Source organism: Clostridium sp. (assembly GCF_050717515.1).
Lineage (GTDB): Bacteria > Bacillota > Clostridia > Clostridiales > Clostridiaceae > Clostridium_AD.
Genome location: NZ_JBOITL010000036.1, coordinates 181113 through 201702 on the forward strand (window position 1 = coordinate 181113; position 20590 = coordinate 201702).

General features: G+C 31.1%; 27 protein-coding genes. All 27 read right to left on the reverse strand.

Going from position 1 to position 20590, the window contains the following annotated elements; genetic code table 11:
* Positions 1 to 52: 52 nt before the first annotated feature.
* The 27 genes from ACREV6_RS20445 to hflX all read right to left on the reverse strand — a co-directional run bounded on the left by ACREV6_RS20445 (position 53) and on the right by hflX (position 20553).
* The gene (locus tag ACREV6_RS20445) at positions 53 to 208 is read right to left on the reverse strand and encodes a hypothetical protein (RefSeq protein ID WP_431579889.1); all 156 of its coding nucleotides are present in this window, start codon (positions 206 to 208) and stop codon (positions 53 to 55) included.
* A 3-nt stretch (positions 209 to 211) separates the two neighbouring features.
* Positions 212 to 370, reverse strand: coding sequence for a hypothetical protein (locus tag ACREV6_RS20450; protein WP_431580054.1), 159 nt, complete (start codon positions 368 to 370; stop codon positions 212 to 214).
* Complete coding sequence (locus ACREV6_RS20455) at positions 303 to 473, reverse strand: SH3 domain-containing protein (RefSeq protein ID WP_431580048.1); 171 nt, start codon at positions 471 to 473, stop codon at positions 303 to 305. Before ACREV6_RS20455 ends, ACREV6_RS20450 begins: the two co-directional genes overlap by 68 nt.
* 138 nt (positions 474 to 611) lie before the next feature.
* Positions 612 to 1466 (reverse strand): hypothetical protein, encoded by an 855-nt coding sequence (locus ACREV6_RS20460; RefSeq protein WP_431579890.1) that lies wholly within the window; start codon positions 1464 to 1466, stop codon positions 612 to 614.
* Positions 1463 to 1663: a hypothetical protein gene (locus ACREV6_RS20465; RefSeq protein ID WP_431579891.1), complete on the reverse strand. Its 201-nt coding sequence runs from the start codon at positions 1661 to 1663 to the stop codon at positions 1463 to 1465. The genes ACREV6_RS20460 and ACREV6_RS20465 overlap by 4 nt, the downstream gene beginning before the upstream one ends.
* 645 nt (positions 1664 to 2308) lie before the next feature.
* Entirely contained in the window at positions 2309 to 2920 is a 612-nt protein-coding gene (locus ACREV6_RS20470; protein WP_431579892.1) for a recombinase family protein, read from the reverse strand.
* 252 nt (positions 2921 to 3172) lie between these two features.
* On the reverse strand, positions 3173 to 3361 hold the full coding sequence (locus ACREV6_RS20475; protein WP_431579893.1) for a metalloprotease family protein: 189 nt from the start codon (positions 3359 to 3361) through the stop codon (positions 3173 to 3175).
* Between the two features lie 447 nt (positions 3362 to 3808).
* Positions 3809 to 4669, reverse strand: coding sequence for a hypothetical protein (locus ACREV6_RS20480; protein ID WP_431579894.1), 861 nt, complete (start codon positions 4667 to 4669; stop codon positions 3809 to 3811).
* Between the two features lie 117 nt (positions 4670 to 4786).
* Entirely contained in the window at positions 4787 to 4918 is a 132-nt protein-coding gene (locus tag ACREV6_RS20485) for a hypothetical protein (protein WP_431579895.1), read from the reverse strand.
* A 432-nt stretch (positions 4919 to 5350) separates the two neighbouring features.
* Complete coding sequence (locus tag ACREV6_RS20490; protein WP_431579896.1) at positions 5351 to 6205, reverse strand: SHOCT domain-containing protein; 855 nt, start codon at positions 6203 to 6205, stop codon at positions 5351 to 5353.
* A gap of 187 nt (positions 6206 to 6392) precedes the next feature.
* Complete coding sequence (locus ACREV6_RS20495; protein WP_431579897.1) at positions 6393 to 6779, reverse strand: hypothetical protein; 387 nt, start codon at positions 6777 to 6779, stop codon at positions 6393 to 6395.
* Between the two features lie 324 nt (positions 6780 to 7103).
* Entirely contained in the window at positions 7104 to 7484 is a 381-nt protein-coding gene (locus ACREV6_RS20500) for a hypothetical protein (protein ID WP_431579898.1), read from the reverse strand.
* A 166-nt stretch (positions 7485 to 7650) separates the two neighbouring features.
* Entirely contained in the window at positions 7651 to 7890 is a 240-nt protein-coding gene (locus ACREV6_RS20505; protein WP_431579899.1) for a hypothetical protein, read from the reverse strand.
* A gap of 9 nt (positions 7891 to 7899) precedes the next feature.
* Positions 7900 to 8163, reverse strand: coding sequence for a DUF2442 domain-containing protein (locus ACREV6_RS20510; protein WP_431579900.1), 264 nt, complete (start codon positions 8161 to 8163; stop codon positions 7900 to 7902).
* 148 nt (positions 8164 to 8311) lie between these two features.
* A complete protein-coding gene (locus ACREV6_RS20515) occupies positions 8312 to 8554 on the reverse strand; it encodes a hypothetical protein (protein WP_431579901.1) in 243 nt (80 codons plus the stop codon).
* A complete protein-coding gene (locus ACREV6_RS20520; protein WP_431579902.1) occupies positions 8548 to 8679 on the reverse strand; it encodes a hypothetical protein in 132 nt (43 codons plus the stop codon). The genes ACREV6_RS20515 and ACREV6_RS20520 overlap by 7 nt, the downstream gene beginning before the upstream one ends.
* A 327-nt stretch (positions 8680 to 9006) precedes the next feature.
* Positions 9007 to 10359 (reverse strand): hypothetical protein, encoded by a 1353-nt coding sequence (locus tag ACREV6_RS20525; RefSeq protein WP_431579903.1) that lies wholly within the window; start codon positions 10357 to 10359, stop codon positions 9007 to 9009.
* Between the two features lie 313 nt (positions 10360 to 10672).
* The gene (locus ACREV6_RS20530; protein ID WP_431579904.1) at positions 10673 to 11545 is read right to left on the reverse strand and encodes a hypothetical protein; all 873 of its coding nucleotides are present in this window, start codon (positions 11543 to 11545) and stop codon (positions 10673 to 10675) included.
* 455 nt (positions 11546 to 12000) lie between these two features.
* On the reverse strand, positions 12001 to 12900 hold the full coding sequence (locus ACREV6_RS20535) for a tyrosine-type recombinase/integrase (protein ID WP_431579905.1): 900 nt from the start codon (positions 12898 to 12900) through the stop codon (positions 12001 to 12003).
* A gap of 180 nt (positions 12901 to 13080) precedes the next feature.
* Positions 13081 to 13821 carry a YebC/PmpR family DNA-binding transcriptional regulator gene (locus ACREV6_RS20540; protein ID WP_431579906.1) on the reverse strand — a complete coding sequence of 247 codons (741 nt, stop codon included), beginning with the start codon at positions 13819 to 13821 and terminating at the stop codon, positions 13081 to 13083.
* Between the two features lie 196 nt (positions 13822 to 14017).
* The gene (locus tag ACREV6_RS20545) at positions 14018 to 14659 is read right to left on the reverse strand and encodes a YigZ family protein (protein WP_431579907.1); all 642 of its coding nucleotides are present in this window, start codon (positions 14657 to 14659) and stop codon (positions 14018 to 14020) included.
* A gap of 14 nt (positions 14660 to 14673) precedes the next feature.
* A complete protein-coding gene (locus tag ACREV6_RS20550) occupies positions 14674 to 15333 on the reverse strand; it encodes a HEAT repeat domain-containing protein (RefSeq protein WP_431579908.1) in 660 nt (219 codons plus the stop codon).
* A 12-nt stretch (positions 15334 to 15345) separates the two neighbouring features.
* Positions 15346 to 16761, reverse strand: coding sequence for a MocR-like pyridoxine biosynthesis transcription factor PdxR (gene pdxR / locus ACREV6_RS20555; RefSeq protein ID WP_431579909.1), 1416 nt, complete (start codon positions 16759 to 16761; stop codon positions 15346 to 15348).
* 26 nt (positions 16762 to 16787) lie between these two features.
* Positions 16788 to 17684: a nucleotidyltransferase domain-containing protein gene (locus ACREV6_RS20560; RefSeq protein WP_431579910.1), complete on the reverse strand. Its 897-nt coding sequence runs from the start codon at positions 17682 to 17684 to the stop codon at positions 16788 to 16790.
* A 52-nt stretch (positions 17685 to 17736) separates the two neighbouring features.
* Positions 17737 to 17958, reverse strand: coding sequence for a hypothetical protein (locus ACREV6_RS20565; RefSeq protein ID WP_431579911.1), 222 nt, complete (start codon positions 17956 to 17958; stop codon positions 17737 to 17739).
* Positions 17959 to 18089: 131 nt separating this feature from the next.
* Entirely contained in the window at positions 18090 to 18620 is a 531-nt protein-coding gene (locus tag ACREV6_RS20570) for a hypothetical protein (protein WP_431579912.1), read from the reverse strand.
* A 145-nt stretch (positions 18621 to 18765) separates the two neighbouring features.
* Positions 18766 to 20553 carry a GTPase HflX gene (gene hflX / locus ACREV6_RS20575; protein WP_431580049.1) on the reverse strand — a complete coding sequence of 596 codons (1788 nt, stop codon included), beginning with the start codon at positions 20551 to 20553 and terminating at the stop codon, positions 18766 to 18768.
* Positions 20554 to 20590: the final 37 nt, after the last annotated feature.

The following is a 20590-nucleotide window of genomic DNA, read 5'->3' on the forward strand; positions in this document are numbered from 1 at the left end:
CATATAACGATTTTCTTAAACGTTTACCATCATACGATTGCCTCTCAGCCCCCTATCCCTCAAATTCCTCAGGGAACTCTGCATTATGATAGACATCCTGTACATCGTCATCTTTATGAAGATGCCAAGCAGTTAAACTCAGTGTTTTCAACGGGTTACACGTATCTCTATACTTAAAAACAACTCTCAAAAGTTGTATGTTTGTCATCGTCTACGACGTTCTAAAACCATAGTCAATCATATGTATATCATACTCTAAACAATAACTTATAGCAATAGAAAAGGCAGGATTTTCCCTGCTCTTAGTTAAATCTATTAATGTATCTAGTAAATACCCACCCCATATAATTGCAATTATCTTTTCCGTCAAATTGGATTTTTGTCCATTTTCTATTTTTTTCTATAATCGTAACTATTTCACCTAACGATAATTTGTATATTATAGAAGATTTAATGTTATTGCTTGCTTTCACATATAAGGACTTTTGATTAACTACACCAAAATTGCTATGGAAAATTTCATCAATCAATTCACTTTTAAATTCGTCTTTAATTGAATTTTTAATTTGCCTTTCAATTAATTTTATAGTCCTTTTTCTATCATTTAAAATTTAATCTGAATATTTGATACTTTCCTTTTGTTTTTTTGCAACATACTTAATTATTCCTATTATATACGGTATCATAAAAAGCATTAAAGGATACTGCCCTGGATATTTTGTTGCAATATCATCTATTGCCCCACCACATTTAATCGGAAGTGTAAAAAGAAATAGAGAAAGTTTTGCCATTTCTTCTAAACCATATTCAATATTTTTATTTAAGTCTGCCAGATTTTCAGCAATCTGATGTTCAATGGAATTATCTTCGGATGGCAAATTGTAGGATTTGGGGTATATGCTTATAAATAGTACAAACAAAAAAGCATATATTATTATACTAATTTTAGAATTTAATTTTTCGTGGTGTTCAGTATTTTGTTCAACTTCTTGTTGATTTGATACATCTTCAATGAAATACGAATTTACCTCTTCTACAACATCTTCAATATTGATAGTTTCATTTAAATAATCAATTGTTCCATTTTCATTTATTCTTATGTTACTAAAATCTACATTCTTGTAATATTTGCCCCAATTGTTTTGCATCTCTGCTAACACTGAACTTATGCCCATGAACGGTGTCATACTTGCCGCAACCCCACTAATGTCCTTGAACTGACTTCCAAACTTGTTTTGCATCTCTGCTAACGCTGAACTTATGCCCATGAACGGTGTCATACTTGCCGCAACCCCACTAATGTCCTTGAACTGACTTCCAAACTTGTTTTGCATCTCTGCTAACACTGAACTTATGCCCATGAACGGTGTCATACTTGCCGCAACCCCACTAATGTCCTTGAACTGACTTCCAAACTTGTTTTGCATCTCTGCTAACACTGAACTTATGCCCATGAACGGTGTCATACTTGCCGAACCCCACTAATGTCCTTGAACTGACTTCCCAACTTGTTTTGCATCTCTGCTAACGCTGAACTTATGCCCATGAACGGTGTCATACTTGCTGAAATTCCAACAATGTCTTTGAACTGTTTGTCTAACTTATCAAATTGCTTTTTCGATGCTTCTTCATTTTCTTCGTCATTACCCTCTTGATTTCCCACTATTTAATCCTCCACTTCATTAGTAATTTACATCTAAAAATAATTTTTCCCCATTTTCTATTACACAGCCGAACATATCACATATGTCTATTATACAATTAATGGTACAACCTTACAACTTAACTCTCACTAATCTTCTTTGAAAGATTTCCGTATTAGTATAGTAGTTTTATCCTGTCCTAGTAATACTCTATATCATTTATAGACTCAGTGTTGGAGGTACTATACCTATATATAGAGTGGGGCATGTGAAAACATATTGTTAAGTACCCCCCACCTCTTTCATATACCTTGAATCTGCTATAAATTAGCGTTATTTCAACAGGCAATCATTTATTCATATTCAATTGTATTGAATGATTGTATCGGTAACTGAAGGGTTACGGGCGTTATTGACGATACTTTCACGGTATATAGTTACATTACTTTGATTTACTAGCGTAGCTGATTGACAACGTCAACATTAAATAATTTCCAACGTGATGGATGTGGATATCAACACTTTCGAAGCAAAATAAAAAGGATATATCCATCGATACACCCCCTTAACCATATATTATTCTCCCACTTCCTTATCCTGTTCAATCCGTATCTCAATGCCTGCATCTGTCTTCCAACCCTTACTTTATCCTTTGACAATATTATTTAACAATTTGTAACATAATTGCCTTCATGTTGTTTTACTAATTTGTAGAATGTATTCTTCTTTAGTCCTAATTGCTCCATTGAGTTTACTGCCGTTATTTCGCCTTCTTTCCACTTTACATATACTTTCTCCCAATCCTTCGGATACTCTGCCTTTGGTCTACCTAAATGCTTACCCTTCGCTTTTGCGATTGCAATACCTTCCGATTGTCTTGTCCTTATGTTTATTCTTTCTTGCTCTGCCATTGTGCTTAATACCTCTAACAATAGATTGTTAATCATATCTATTAACCATTCTTGTCCTTCTTGTATATCCATCATAGTTGTTGGTATATCTAGTATCTTTACCCTTATACCTTCTGACTTATAGTATTCTAATTCATCTTTTATCTGTTGTTTATTCCTTCCTAACCTATCCAATGACTTTATATATATTGTGTCACCTCTCTGTGCAATCTTCCTAAGTAATTGATATTGTGGTCTGTCCATATCTTTCCCACTTTGCTTATCAGTGAATATGTATTTTTCATCAACATACTTTTCCAATTCTATTGTCTGCCTATCTAGGTTCTGTTCCTTAGTGCTTACTCTTGCATATCCATATATTCTCATTTGTCCAACCTCCAACGTTTGTTTACCTTATGTAAATAATATACCACTGGTGTTTGTAAAGGTCAATGCATTATTAAAAACGTTTCTAAATTATTTTTGTACCTTTTCAAACAATACGAATGCGTTGGATTGGTCAATTTTATTTTGTCCTTTAAGGTATACCTTTATAAACTAAATTGTGACTATTAGTTTTGACTATATTCAATTCATTGACACTACGTCATATCCATGATTTCTATCTATAACCCCACTTCAACTATCTAGCTTCATCAAAGAGAATGCCATTAACAAGTCGCCACTTGAACCTAACAGATTTAAAAAGAAAATCATTCCACCAACCCATAGTGGAAGAAACAGAGAAACCACCGATATCACAGTAACAGGCAAGAGCAACACAATTAGAAACTTCACTCTTTGTATAGGCTTTGCAGACACCTCCATTGTATAGACATATACACCTCTAAACCCTCATCTAACCTTTCCACCAAAGATAGTATACGCAATGCCATGCAATGCTTCATGCACCGCCATAATAGGCACTAGCAACGTTAAAACTACGACATAGAAGTTCACAATAATAAACTTTGTAGGGTACTCAACAAAACCCTGCATGATAAAGTTTTCATCTATCACATTCGCAGTGTCTCAAAGAATCAAAACGATAATGGCACTTATGAAAGAGCATGTCAAATGGGTTTTCCAAGTAATTTAAAAAGACATATCCAATCACTTCATTAATGAGATCGGACATGTCTTTCATTATATATTAAAATTATTTATTAAAACTCATTTAAACCGCTTCATAAGTGTTCAAGTTTGACGTTGATTATTCTTTTGTTAATTCAGTCTATCATAATACATGATATGCAAAAGATCTTATACCTCATCTTAAAATATGTCTACTTTGAAAAACTTATAAATAGGGTCAATCATTCTTATATGAGGTGAATCTATATACCCGCCAATTCTTTCAGGTGAAAATTCTAGTAACGCTTCTTTTAAAAACTCATTGAAATCATTGATAAAAATCTCTTCCCCACTCATGGTATATTTTATAATGTTTAGGGGTGCCAATATAAACATTACCATTTTAATATCTTCACTTATATCCATTGGTGGTATGCCATCCGCAATCATATACGCCTTGTAAAATTCGTTATACTCTTCTATGTTTACATATTTCTGTTGTTGGCAACACATATGCAAGAAAAACATATGACTCCTAACATACATGGGGAACTTAAACAAAAGAGATCCTAATTCATCTTTACTAATTAACCTTTCAGTTAGTTTAAATTCATAATTAGATTCCTTATTTGCAGTTGGATCATGTCCTATACTTGTCATAGCCATTTCTTCTAATATTTTGAATTTTTCCGTGCTTATTTGGTTACCCTTACTTACATTAGTTTCCAAATTATTCATAATGATTTTTAACTCCTCTATTCCTTTAAGATTATTAGTTGCAGTCTCAATGTCATTAGTTATTTTTTCAAGTTTGCCTGCTGTAGTCTGTATACTATCAGTGGAATCATTAATTTTAGAACTAATACGATTGCTATCTTGACTCTGTATAAGGGTATATATGATTGCTATAACTGATAATATTATCGATGATACTGTAGCACCAAATGAAAACATTCCCACAAAATTGTAATCAGTATAGCACATATAAACAAAACTTGTAACCAAGAATGTAACTATCCCTGTGAAAATCTGAGAATAATATTCTTTAATATAATTCTTCATATGTTATCCCCCCTTTTTTCCTCAACATATTATACCATATTTTTCTATAATATACCATAGAAGCAGTAACTTATAATAACAAAGACACCCTTCACTTCGGTGTTAGATGTCTCTATTTCAGTATTGGATTAATCTATTTTGCATTTCCACAATCCCTATTATAAACCCTTGCAAATCCACTAACATTGCTATGTCTGCGTCTTCAAAACTCCAAACGCCTACACAGCCTATTTCAACTGAGTATATCATTACCGTACCACCTAGTCTTTGCAATTCTAATTCTGTTCCTTTTGCACGTTATTTTACATACTAAATGCATAGTGAATGAAATCAGACTTTCATTTGCCAGGGGTTATCAGTGTATCTCTATGCCATTTAAACGCCCATTTGTCCTTCATAAGCAACTTTAATGTTTTACTCTTAATAAACCCATGCGATTGATTTCCATGGTCTTAAATCAAGTATTATGATATGCGCGGTATATTCCCAAAATAAGTAATCTCATACTAATTATTATTTATCTTACTACATCTATACTAGTCTATACCCCTTGAGTTATGGTTTTCGATTGTAAAAGTAACTGCAAGGTGTAAACCAAAAGAAATGATTTCATTTAGGACGCATGTTCGTATTTTGCATATTAAAAAGGTGATAGATTGCTCCATCACTTCTTTGTATTTGTTAATTTATTTTATCCAATAATACTTTTTTCTTTTCGTCAAATTCTTCTAATGTCAAAATACCTTGCTCTTTTAACTCTGCAAGTTTTTTTATTTGTGCATATACATCATCGTTAACAGGTTGTCCTATTTCTTTACTGGCAAACTTTATTTCCTTTTGTGGTATCAACTTCAAGAGTATGTCATATCCTTCCGAAGTTAAAAACATATAGCATGTTTCATTTTCATTTTCATATTTAAATTGTAATATAGTTTTACGGTTATCAATTCTTTTAGTTTCGGTTTTTATACTTCCCGTTTCTTTTCTACTTCCGATTATAGCGCCTGCTCCACCTGCAACAATAGCACCTACAACCGCACCTCCAACAGAACTTCCGCCCCCTCTGCCTCCAGAAGTATTGGTTTCTGTGTACACATCACCTTCTCTTGTAAATGATATTATATCTTGTAGCGGTAAAATAATCCTACTCCTATTACTTTTTGGTGACATACGATAAGTTTTATGGAAAACTAATTCATTATTATTTTTCCATAAATGATAATAATATGTGTTTGAAGATTCCTTTGACCAATGAATTTTTGTAATTTTTACCGTCGGTGTATTATGTGGTATATTATTACAAGTTTCATATTTTTGCATTTGATTTACGGTACGTTGTCGCTCTAATCTTTCACGTTTTTTATTCTCTTCTCTTTCTTCTGTTTTCCCCTTATTAATTGCAACTGCACATATTATACCTAATAGAACTAATCCAACTGTGAATGCAGGATAGTCCTCTGTCGCTATCAGAACAAATAATATTGCTCCCGAAATTAGACATCCAATACATCCAGAACGTGCATTATTTTCTGCCATTTCTTTTCCCCCTCGTAATTTAAAAACATAATTATTGATTCTTATGTCTCCATTTTTCTCAACACACTGTACCATAATTTTCTATAGTATACAATACAATGCACTAACTTGCACTAACAAAGACACCCTTCACATCGTGTTAGGTGTCTCTATAACCGCATTAGAGTATTCTTTTCTTTTCACTATATTATGACTTATTTTTACAACAGCAAACCAACTTAAACAATTCTTCTTTAGATTCTTGCGATAGTATTTCTAGTAGGTGTTTAAACCCCATACTATATAGCAATCCCATTAAAACCCTGTCTCTTTCGTCTGGATTGCCAAATGGTACACCATCGTAATATTGCCATTTATGTTCACAAGAGGTGTGGGTATCCCACATTCGTAAATCCAATTCTTGTCCTTCTGATTTAGGCACAAGATAACTGATAGGTAAATTACAATATTTTAATGCTTCAAAACAAAATTCATTTCTATCCAATATTTCTCGTTCTGTATATCCTTTTATTTTCAACTCTTCAATCTTTTTAATTTGACTATTTAAATATTCTTCATAGTTCCATCCATTCATATATAACATCCCTTCATTTTAATTGTCTTAATATGTTAAATCGTTAATACTTAATTGTATATACTACCATTTCTTATACAAATTACATACCTGTACAGTGTTAACTATCTTGTTATCAACGAATAGAGTTCGAATGAACAAGTCCTGAAAAAGGATTCTCCATCTCAAACCTTGGTTTTACTGCGTGTTCATAGTTTTCCTTTTATACTATCACCCTCAAGCCGAATTCACTGCCCTTTGCACGTTATTTTACACACACTAGATACATAGTATAAAATCAATATTTTATTGAACAAAAACTGTTATCATTGGGCAACAAAAACTTTAAACACTACCCTCTACCTTATATCCTCTTTTTTTGAATCTTGTTTTGTATTTTGGTTTAATTAGAAGTTCGCTAATCCATTCGAAATTATTATTAATTGCAATAATATGTTTATTCATGGTTTTATCCATTTTCACATTTATATATTCCTTCAATTGGTCATATGTTGGTATTTCTCCAAAATCCCATAAATGATGTTGTATATGTCCAGTTAACGAAATACATTTACCTTTGTCGTCCCGACAATCATACTCTTTAGTAGTATTATGCATTTCCTCATAATAATTCTTTGAATACGGAACCCAACCAGCATTAACATGCCTTCCTACAATTCTAAATACAGTCTTGTCTAAATTCAATTCTTCTCTTTTAGTCACCATATTTCCTATAAATCTCCTTTTTAATTTCAGTATCATCGTCTGTATTGCTAGGACTTAATATTTTAACTATTAATTGTGGAACTCATAAAAACGTTCTTTTAAATATCTGTTCCTTATCACAATATACCGCAATGTCGGGAAATAACTCTGTTTTTTTTTGCAGATACTATTTTTTTATCTTTACAACATCTCTCCTTATTTGAATAGGATTTTCATTTGTTAAAAACAAAGAAATTTCTATTCCTACTTTACATGAATTGTTAAAATATTTCCTTAATTTAACATCAATAGCGTATTGTATTTCCATGTGATTGTATTGCGGTCTTTTGGACATCATAATCTTTCCATTAATCCATTCTTCTTTTACTAAATTATTTTCCATAATCAACTTCCGTCTACAATTCATTTAACACTTTCATTTCATTATAGGTATTTCAACATTTTCACCCTTGATATAAAAAGTATCTCTACTCAACTCCGCCCCACATTCCCAACATACTGTGCCAAAGTCAATATGATATTTTTTAAATTCCTCTAAATCTTTTAATGGTTCAAAAACCTCATATCTCAAATATGGTTTTATATCAAATGTTTTTACAGCACCAGTTTCAAACGTTATAGTCAAAGTGTGGTTTTCATGCATTATAGCATTGGAAACTTTAGGACTTATATCTTTCATTTATTTCAACTCCATTTAATATTTTTCTTTAATGCGCTCGATTTTAACCCCTCTAATTGTATTGTTTCAGCATAATAACCCTGCCTATCCTACCATTACCATCTTGGAAATGGTGCATTGTTCAACTTTTAAATGGAACTCTGCTATTTCATTGCTCAATCTCCACGTCTTCACAGTTGTCTATGTCTTCTTGGGTTATGCCATATTTTTTCATAACTTCTTCTTGTGAAATCGAATCATTGTCTGTTTCATTATTCTCTCGTTCCATCGCCAATGCATACAATTCTAAATCTTCCATTTCCTCAATCATTTTCTGATATGGTTCAAAATCAATATAGACACCTTTTTGTGGAGTAATCTTTCCTAAGATTTCATTCTGTATGATTAGCATAGTATAATGATATCTTCTTCACTGAAAATTGCAGGAACATTTTTAATCAAAAATTCTTCCCCGCCATAACTTCTTCGATATTCTGTAGTGATTAACTGTTGTTCTTCACTTAACTCGCTTCTCATTTTAGTTTTCATAGTTTCACTTTCCTCTCCCTATTATTCCTTAAACTCCTTCTAATCTCAATAAAATGCTTATTGTCCATTATGCTTTTACAAATCAATAAGTTCGTCTAGTTTAGATATTATCCCGTATATTGTCGAACTTATTTTATTAACTTCTACTTCTAATGAAACAATATCCTGCTTAGTGCCTTTACTCTCTTAATTTCCCATTGTACTTCTGTGTATATTTTTTCCATTAAGTCAAATATAATATCATCCATTAAAACCCTTCCTACTAGCCATCATTCTTTTCAATCATAAAACTTCTTATACCCTTATAACGTTTTCTTATCCAAAATACATCTCTAATTCCCTCTGTTCACCTTCTTGCGTTGCTAATGTAATATTGATACTAATAAGCATTTGCAACAACTCTTCTTTAGTTCTGTATGCTTTTCTAATCTTGAATGCTTCCTCTTTAATATCTTGTTCTGGATATTGTTGTTGCAATTCACATAACTTGTTTGTAATTTCTTCACTAAATTTATCAACATCAAATATTTTTTTAAGATATTCACCCACATCTAATTCTTGCATTAATTCAACATTTTTTTCATTTTCTTGCATTTCACGCTCTTGTTGTTCTTGTTTTCTCTGAACCACTTCAAAGTTTTGTTCCAAATCGACTTTAATGATTTTCATAACATAATTAACCTTATAATTTACGTCCATAAACACTATTGATTTTGAAATCAAAATCCGCATAATATAATCATAGTTCTGTTCAACTATTACATTTATCACCTTATCATCATATTTTTTTCTTAATCTATTCAATGAACTAATTAAATACGGTGATTTAGGACTTTCATCTATAATTTTGCTAATGTATTTCAATAAATCATCCTCGCCTTCCTCTTTTATATCATTTTCTGCTCTTTTGTGTTGTCCCTCATCGCAATTGTTTACCCTTACTTTTTTTTCGTCTACAACCATTTCAGTTGTAATATTATTTTCTTTCAGTTGCTCCTCTAATTCTTTTCTAAAACGTTCGCCTTCACCTAATGCTTCTTTCTGTTTTTTGTCACCAATTAACTTTAATAACAACGCATATTCCCCTCTAAAGTCTTCCATATTAGATTTTAATATATTATTTCTAACATCATCTTTAGGAATGTATATATTATTTTTCCCTTTAGGATTACTTTTCTTTTCAATTATTCCGAGACAATGAAACAACTCTAAACTTTTACTTATTGTTGCCGATGAAAATGTTGTTAAGTCGTGTATCCTTTCAAACTCTGGAAATGCATACTTGTAATTGCTATTATAGAATCGTTTGATAAGGCAATATAACTTGAATTCATTGTAATTTAAAAATTGTCTAAATACCAAATCTACATCATTACTTTCTAAAAAGGTATAGTTATTTGGGGTATCATTAATCAGTATTTTTATCTGTCCTCTTATATCGTTGTCAGAAGGTATCTCCTTATCTAAAGTAATCAATTTATGTTCGTACAATTGATTTAGCATATTAATCACCTGTTTCTTATCTCTTTTATCCAATTGTAATGCCTTCTTGATTTCGCTTACCGATGTATACAATTCATTTCTTGTTGCTTTCGTGATTAGCAATATATATACACAAAATCCTTTACCTTTACATTTGATATTAAAAACCTCATTATTCATCTTCATTTGTTTATCCCCCATCCTTAATCATAAGTTTTTTCTGTCTTGAAAAAGTCCAAAACAAATAAATTGTTTATTTATATATAGTTATATTTATATATGTAGTTATACTTATATACTTCATTTTAGCACCTATAAAGGAACGATTTTGAAGTTGTCCATTATTTTTTGCACCTCTATAGATACATTTTTAAAGTACAGTAACTTTACTTTTGTCCCATCCTTGATCCTTGACATATTCATGTTAATGAATTATTTCTCGATAGATGTAAACCAAAATATAACTATATGCATCACCCCTTCGTCTCAATGCAAATCACTAATCTTCATTTAAACCAAAAGCATTCCACAACTTATTCAACTCACTTTCTTTGTCATATTTGAAATCTAATTCTTTATCTAATATTCTATCGATATACCGTATCTCCCAATATGGTATCCTTATTAACCTCGTATTAGTACTTTCACAAAAATCATTCCTAATTTGGTCATTCAGTTGGCACTTCAATAATCTTTTTTCTCCCCCTATGCAATTTCTAAAATGCAACTCACCATCTACCTCAATAAGAAATTTTATTTTTCCTTCATCATCCAATATCCAAAAATCAAATTCATATTTCTTTTTCCCAAGATTTATTTTCTTTCTTCTTTTGTAAATGATATTTTTTCTATTCAAACATGCTTCAACAGTTTCCTCATGCTTTGATTCACTCTTTTTGTATTGGTTAAAACACTGTTGAGGTGATATTTGCTTATTAAACGTTTTTGAATTACCGTCTACTATATCTACTAATTTGTCTGAAAGAATTGTTTGAGAACCTCTTGCTTCCATACCATCGATAAAACTTTGTTGAGTAAATTTTTCTCTTGAAACTTGAATAACAACAGTTCTTATAGGCATTGCTATGTTTTCATTAATTATGTCATTGTTACTCTTCAAACTTTCAACACAGTTACTGAATTTATTTGCAATGCACTTACCACATCGTTTATCGTATAAAAAGTATTCATATGCCGTTGCCTTATACACATTACCACAGTTGCACTTTAACTCTAAATTTTCATTATACCCTCTGTATACCGTCGACATTACTTTATCACCTTGTCCACCTTCATCTTCTATATATGTTTTAATTTCACTAATAAACCGTATTTGCTCCAAATCCTTAATACAAGTAAATTTCTTTATCATTTTGTTCCCCCTTCACACTTATAACACTAATTATTTATATTTTGAATCCATTACTTCACCAGACACCACACAAGTTTGAAAAAAAAATTAAATTTTTGTGGTGCTTGGGATTGTTTTTTGTTTTTTGATATGATATACTATAATTAAGTTAGAGTATAATGATGTAATTATTTTTAAATTTACATATGCCTTTTAAGTATACTTTTTTTGACATTGTTTGTCAAGTTTTTTTGTGTAATTGAGCGTATCTTTTGTTTACCCTATACTAATATGCTTTGCTTCTTTCGCATCTCTAACCCCCTTTTATTTCCATATTAGATGCATGTATATTTATGTCATTAAAGAAGTGTATGTTTCATTTAAGAAAAGCGCCTACATAATAAACTGATATTTAAAGCAAATTTGTTTAAAAATATAACGCAGGGATTAACAACCTCTGCGTTTTTTGTTTTGTATTATAGATTCATTAATGGACTTGTTTTGATACTCATTTCCACTATTCTTTCATCTTGCAACCCATCTAAATACCTCTTTGTTATGCTCACAGTTTCATGTCCTAGTAACCTAGACAATGAATACATATCTAATCCATTCTGTAACTGTTTCTGTGCGAAATAGTGCCTTACCGTATGTGGACTAACTCTAATACCTTCTCTAACATGTTCTCCACTTTTTTTTACTACACGTTCAATCCCTTCAACAGTTAATGGTTTTGCCCTGTAACTCAAAAAATAATTTGAAAATTGTATATTATGATTTTTAAAGTACATTTCTCTTACTCTTTCGTATTTGATTAGATACTTTTTAAGCATAGGTGAAATGTATACATATCTTTCTTTGTTTCCTTTTCCCAATATCTTAATTGTAGTTTCGCCTATATCATTTATTGTTAGGGTACACAATTCATTATTCCTAATCCCTGTATCAACAAGCATTGCGATAATACACTTATTTCTTATACTTAAATAGTCAGAACCCTTGTAATAGTTAAGCATATCAACTACCTCTTTATCTGTGAATGTATTAATGATTACCTTTCCCTCTTTTACCCACTTTACTTGTTTACATGGATTTTTATTCACATATCTCTCGCCCACGCAATATTCAAAGAATGAACGAATATTTTTAAGTATTCCATTTACATAAGTTGGTTTCCTTCCCTTTTGCAGTAGATATGTTACATATTGTTTGATGTGCAAATGTGTAACTTCTTCAAGTTCTGTTATTTGGTACTCATGGTCTATCCAAGTGTGGAATAGTGCATTATTATTTTTGTACCCCTTCTGTGTCCTTGGTGAATAGTTCCTAATTTTAATTTCAAATAAAAATTCTTTTAATACATCATTTAATAGCATAAAAAATCACCCCTATTGTTGTATTCATACAACTTTAAGAGTGATTTTACGTATATCATCGTGTAGAGGATTGCCTATTTAACATATGTCATAGTCAAAGGAGTTTTTTGTACGTATATCGTAGTCAAAACTCGTTTTTTCATCAATCCAAATATGTTCTAATCCATTGAAAACACTAAACTATCCCTCAAATTCCTCTGGGAACTCTGCATTATGATAGACATCCTGCACATCGTCATCGTCTTCAAGCATATCTATAAGCCTTTGTACCTTAGCTGCGCCTTCTAGGCTGATAGGTATCATGTTATCTGGTATCATAGTAAGCTCTGCAGATGCAAATTCAAAACCTGCTGTTTCTAGTACTTCTCTTACTGCTCCAAAGTTTTCTATAGCTGTGATAATTTCGAACATTTCTGCTTCTGCATTAAAATCTTCTGCACCAGCTTCTAGAGCGAGCATCATGATTTCATCTTCGTCCATATCTGCTTTTCTTTCTATGATAAGTTGTCCTTTTTTAGCAAACATCCAGTTTACGCATCCTGCTGCTCCCATGTTTCCACCGCATCTATCAAAAGCATGCCTTACAGTTGCTACACTTCTATTTTTTTTATCCGTTAGTGTGTTAATTACCACAGCAACACCTTCTGCTGCATAACCTTCATAAACTATTTCTTCATAGTTTATGTCATTAAGCTCCCCAGAACCTTTTTTTATAGCTCTAGTTATTGTGTCTGCTGGCATATTATTAGATTTAGCTTTTGCGACTACATCTCTAAGTTTAGCATTAATTTCTAAACTTGCACCACCAAATTTTGCTGCCATTATTAATTCTTTACCTATTTTTGTAAATACTTTACCCCTTTTAGAATCTACCTTACCTTTTTTCTGTTGAATGTTATGCCATTTTGAATGTCCCGACATTTGAAATTCCTCCCACCTAACTATATTATGTATGAAATTTTTCCAATTACTCCTAATAAATAGCAATAATCCTATGAATTAGTTATAAACACATTACTTTCCCATTATATCATCGAATAATGTACTTTTCAAATAAAAGAAGAAAAGTATTTACACTTTTCTTACAATTTACTAAAGGATGTAGTATATCCACACATTATTCGTACAATCTGTTTTCTAATTTGAAGTACATTTTCGGCTCTTCTTCTTGAAACAGTGCTTTTCCAGAAGTAATTTCAGTTATTTGAGACTGTAATTTTTCTAGATTACTAAACTCACAAAGTATTTTAATCTTCACTTTGTCAGTATACTCAATATTCTCTATATGGGTGTTCCCTTCCGCACATACATGCTGCAACTTCCCAAGTAAATCATATTCAATTACTATTTCTAGTGGAATACCTTTAACCTTCTCCACTACCCCAGCTTCTTTAATAGCTAGGGAGGCTCCTTTAGAATATGCTCTTGCGAGCCCTCCAGTGCCAAGAAGAATTCCTCCAAAATACCTTGTAACTACTACAACTACATCTGTAATGTCACTCTTTTTTAGAACCTCTAGCATAGGAATGCCCCCTGTACCATGAGGTTCTCCATCATCACTATATCTTTGTATCATTCTATTTTCACCAATTATATAGGCATAAACATTATGCCTAGCCTCTTTATGCTCATTTTTAACCTTTTGGATAAATTCCTTAGCTTCCTCTTCGGTTTCAACTCTTTTCCCATGGCCGATAAAAATAGACTTTTTCTCTTTAAATTCAGATTTTGATTCATCTTTTATTGTAAAATAACTCATATAAGTTCTCCCGTCTATATTGGCTCCATCAGTAGTAAAAAGTTCTGCGCAGCATCTATTATGTATTTTTTATCTGTATTCTCATATAAGTATTTTATTTTTGTAATAGCTTTTTCACTTTTTATTTTACCTAGAGATTTTATTGCATAACTTATCACTTGTGGATTCTCATCGGCAAGGGATCTAAGTAATGCCACTTCCGCTCTTTCATCTCCCAGTTTTCCCATTGCGGAAACTGCCATTCTGCGTATATTTATGGATTTATTAACAGAAGCTTTCACTAAAATATCTAAACAAGATACTTCCTTTAATTCCCCCAAAATCCAAACTGCAGCCTCTTTGTCCTTAGGATACATCTCACCATAACTAGTTTTTATAAGCGCAGTTAATTTATTTTTATTATCCTCACCCATGGAATTCAAAAAATTAATTTTATCTTCTTTTCCTGCTCCTGCAATGCTCTTAAAAAGTTCAGAAGGATCATTGCTTTTCACTAAAAATCTATATTTTATTTTACCATCTATAATATGTTTTTGCACAATGGCATTATCCAAATTTCTTATTTTACATATAGCTTCCATGGTTTTGCCCTCTAAAAATAAGAAATAGGATATTTCTTCCTCTGAATATGTGCTAATGCATTGCCAGTCAATGTCCACTAATCCCTTTCTCAAAAGCTTCTCTCCTTATCTTGTTGGTATTTTTCCTAGTATCTCTGAGATAATTTTAATTCCTTCTTCTATTTCAGGCTTTTTTAATTCTGAAAAACTCAATCTAAAATAATTATTGCCTTGCTCTGCATTTTTATAAAATAAAACTCCAGGTGTAATTAGAACTTTTCTATTCTTACAGCTATAAAACAAATCCATAGAATTAATTATCAATTTTTCAGCTATTTTGAAATAAAAATTAATTCCCCCTCCTGGAGTAAAATAACTAACTTTTCCGCCTAAATATTTATCTATACAATTTATCATAAAATCATATTTATCTTTATAAGCCATATTGAGATAATTTATATGCTGCTTCCAAAGATCTTTATTTATATATAAATCCAGAGCACGTTGCATAAGACTTGAAGTTGATATATCTGTGTTGATTTTTGAGTTTTGAATACACTCCTTATATTTCTCAGGTGAAATCATATATCCTAGTCTTATTCCTGGCAGAAATATTTTTGAAAAACTCTTAATATAAATAACTCGGTCAAATACATCTAAGCTTTTAAAACTCTTATATTGCTTTTGGTCATATATTAGCTCAGATAAATAATCATCTTCAACAATGTAAAAATCATAGAACTCTGCAAGCTCTAATATTTTTAGCTTTTTCTCTAAACTATAGGTGGCTCCTGTAGGATTTTGAAAATAACTCATGGCATAAAAACATTTTATTCTATTCTTCTTTAGTATTTCTTCAAATTGTAGTAAATTTATTCCATCTTCTAATATATCGACTTCAAATATATTAGCCCTTCTCCATTTGAAAACCGTTAGTGCCCCCCCATAGGTTGGCTTTTCTACAACAACATTATCATGAACATTTATTATAGATTTTGACACTATATCAATACCCTGTTGTGCCCCGGAAAGGATCAATATATCATCAGTGCTTACCTTATTGTCCCAAAAAAAACTACTTATACTGTTTCTAAGACCTTCATATCCCAAAGATTCCTTATAGGCAAAAGCTTCTGCACCATCTCTATCTAATACTTCATTTAATACATCTTTAAATACTGTTACTGGGAAAAATTCACTACTGGTGATTTCTCCTGTAAAATCTACATATATTTTAAGATCTTGCCCAGAAATCTTTTTTAAGGTATTTGAATACTCTTTTTTAAACTTTATGTTTGTATCTCTTCTTTTAGCATAAGTTCCACTGCCCATCTTTTGATATGCGTAGCCCTCAGCTTCAAGCTTTTTATAGGCACTGACTATGGTAACCTCATTAACCATAAGTATTTTTGCTAATTTTCTTATAGATGGTAATTTTTCACCATCGTCAACGCTATTTTCATCAATCATTTTTTTTATATGCTTAGAAATTTCTATATATTTGGGAATGTCTATGTTAAATTTAATTTCATACTTCTCCATATCTGCACCTATTTACTTCAAGAATATTAAACAAAATAAACATTTTGTTTAAATAAGATTTTATCCTTGTCAATCTTAAAATCTCTTGTTTCCTTTTTAATAATATCTCTTTCCCACAATTTATTAAGCAATTCTTCCATGTCTATATCAAAATTCTTAAACAAATCCTCTGCCATAATTTCCTCAGCACTTAAAAATTTATCTTGTTCTCTCATAAAGTTTAAGAGCAAATTACAATTACTCTTAATACTTGAATTTATGCTTTCCTCTAAAAACGTCATAGTTTCTTGAATTGTTTCTGCTATGTTTGACTTTTCAAAAAATAATTTATCAACACATTGTTTAAATTCTTCATTTAAATTCAAAGCCATAGTCAATACGTCTTTACTAATCATATACCCTGATGAATTAACAAAGAGTCTTGAATACTTTTCTATACATCTTATAGCTGTAGTATATGACGTATATATCCCATTGCTCCATAAATACTTTTTACATACTCCCATATCTTTTAACAGTTTCCCTAAAAAAAACATACCCCATCGTTCCCTATCAATATCCGGAAAAAATCTACCACCATCAAACCTTACTGTTATATCCATATCTTTTGAAAATACTAGCCTTGAAGATGAGAAAATTCTATGGATATATCCGCCCTTTAGATTGTCAGAATAAATTTGTATAAATTTTTCTTTACCCATAAGTTTAATATGAACAGGAACACCCTTTTCTTCTGTATATATATCTCGAATTTTCTCAAAATTCTCTTTGACAATTACGAAAAGATCAATATCTGATTCTTCCCATAAATCACCTGTCACCATGCTTCCGAATACCATTACTGATAAAACAGCTTCATCAATTTTTATCCTATCTACTACACTATTAAAGGCCTTTTGATACTGTAAAATAGTTTTTGTCATTCCCGTTCCCCCCCGTTTTTAATGTGCTTTAGTATCCTAATAAGTGTTTTTTCTAAATCAATATTTTGTTGATTTTAATTCTTTCATAAAAATTACAATTACTACACTGATATATATGAACACAGAACTTATCATGGTCATTAATCTCCATATTAGCACTGTAATCATCAAAATATTCTTGTATTATTCCTTTATCCTTCATTATAGCACTACATTTTTCACACTTGCAAATCTTTATTTCTATATTATTGCAAACTGGACACACTTTTTCCATGATATCACCTCCAAATTCATCATTATTATATTTTTACCAGTTTTCATAATAATAATACACAATTTTCTAGTAAATAAAATAAAGAGAACCAAGCTCAAAGCAAACCTGATTCTCTTTAATATTAGAAAAAATTATTTGCAATCATACCTTGATAATTTCAGCATGTTATCAATTTTACATTTCAATACCTCAATTAAATCCTCAGCAATTACATTGACATCTTCAACTAAGTCTAGCGCATCTTTTATCTTCTGACTATGACCAAAGTTCGTATTTGCCATATTAATTGCAGCGATTGAAAAATTATCAGATGCAAATGATAAAACTGTTAAAGTATCTGTTAATGGTTTCACATCATTTTCAAAATAAGCCCTTGCTTTGAAGTCCAAGGGTAATCTATCCAACTCAAATCTTAAAACATTTATATTTACAAGATTATCTGCCAAGGATTTAATATCAGAATTATTACATGTGTCACTGGTATTACTGCTATCAGTTGTGTCAGATAATGGTTGTTTCATAGATGAATCTCCATTGCTATTCTTATCTTTCTGAGTAATATCATCTATAATTAATTTTTCATATTGGTTCTTCACATTTTGCTTAACTGTTTTTTTATTTTGCCTCTTTTCATTATCTGAATTTAATTTATCCTCTCCCATATCTACTCCTAAACCCTATGATAAATGCTATAGACCTAATACTTAATTATATAAGCTGGCTGCAAATTTTATTACACTTATTTTGATTTTTTTTAAAAGTGTAATAAAACAACTTTATCCATTACAACATTAACGCCAATTTAAATTAAACTAAAATATATTTTTCACACTTATTATAAACTTCATTGTCCCCTTGTACTGTCATAAGTGTTCCCTCTTCGTTATATTCTTCTGATTCTACCTTAGAACCTCTATGCAAATATGCCACCATGGACTGATCAGTGTATGGAATAAGCACCTTAAATTTTTTAAGAGTATATGGAAGATCTTCACATGCTTCTTTCAATAGCTCTTCCAAATTTGTACCATACTTAGCTGATATTTCTATGCATTTCAAATTTTTATATTTTTCTTTAATCTTCAAGATGTTTTCTGGTGAGGCCTTATCAATTTTATTTAATACCAATATCATTGGCTTATCAATTGCCGCAAGTTCTGTTAATACCACATCTACAGCTTCTATTTGGAGTTCTGCATTCTCTGAGGATACATCTACTATATGCATCAATAAATCTGAGTATACAACTTCTTCTAATGTAGATTTAAAGGCTTCCACCAAGTCATGTGGAAGTTTTCTTATAAACCCTACAGTATCCGTTACTGCTGCCACACGATTATCAGGTAATAGTAGTGCTCTTGTTGTTACGTCTAATGTTGCAAAGAGCATATCTGCTTCAAAGACTTTATCTTTTTGAACGGCACTTTTTAGTGATGCTACATCGCATAATACATTTCTAAGTGTTGATTTTCCAGAATTAGTGTACCCAACTAAGGATATTTTTGAAATACTTTCGCGACTTCTCTTTTCCCTTTGTACATTTCTTGTGGTTCTTATTTTTTCTAATTCTTTATTCAAATCAAAAATACCTTCGCGTATTCTTCTTTTATCTATTTCTAATTTTTTCTCTCCAGGACCTCTTGTGCCAATTCCCGCACCTGTTCTTGAAAGCATAGTTCCAAGTCCTGTTAAACGTGGTAACCTATATTTTAATTGTGCAAGTTCAACTTGAATTTTTGCTTCCCTAGTTCTTGCTCTTCGTGCAAATATTTCTAATATTAATGTAGTCCTGTCTATAACCTTACAACCAAGCACTTCTTCCAAATTTCTAACTTGAGAGCCAGATAATTCATCATCAAAAATAACTACGTTTGCTCTTAACGCTTGCCTAATACCCGCAATTTCTTCAGCTTTACCACTACCTATGTATAAGGCTGGATCTATTTTATGTCTATTTTGCAGAATTATATCAACAGTTTCTACATTACAAGCCTTAGCAAGTTCCCTTAGCTCCACTAAATCCTCTTCGCTTTCTATGCCTACTAAAATAGCTCTTTCTACATCATCTTCAGTGATTTCGCTTGTCTTCATTAATTTTTCTATGTGTTTAACTTTGTCTATGATATCATATTCTATTACTTTATCTATACTCAGAGGTCCTATTTCTTCTTCTACTAGAATATTATTATCTATTCCACAAAAACCTACATTATATTTTAAGTCTTCTTTTTCTGATATTCCAATAGCCACTATACAATCTAACTTTAGTTTTACTAGTGCCGACATATCAAGAGCAGATAATCTAGAATTTCCATTTGGATGAGTGTGTACTACTTTAACCCCAGATAATCGACCTTCTCTTATATCAATTATAGGCAGTTCCACTGTACTACTATCCCCAATTGCCATACTAATTATTTTACCTTTTCTATCAATTGCTGCACTGACTTCTCTATTTAAATCTTGTGTTACCTCAACTAGTATATCTACCAATTCTTCTGATAAAATACAATCTTTTGAAACTCTTATATCGCAAGCAGTTTCTAATTTATTTAAAATTGAATTCTTAACCCCATCAATATTTCCATATATCATCATAAATCACTCCATTCTAATAATATTTTAACAATTT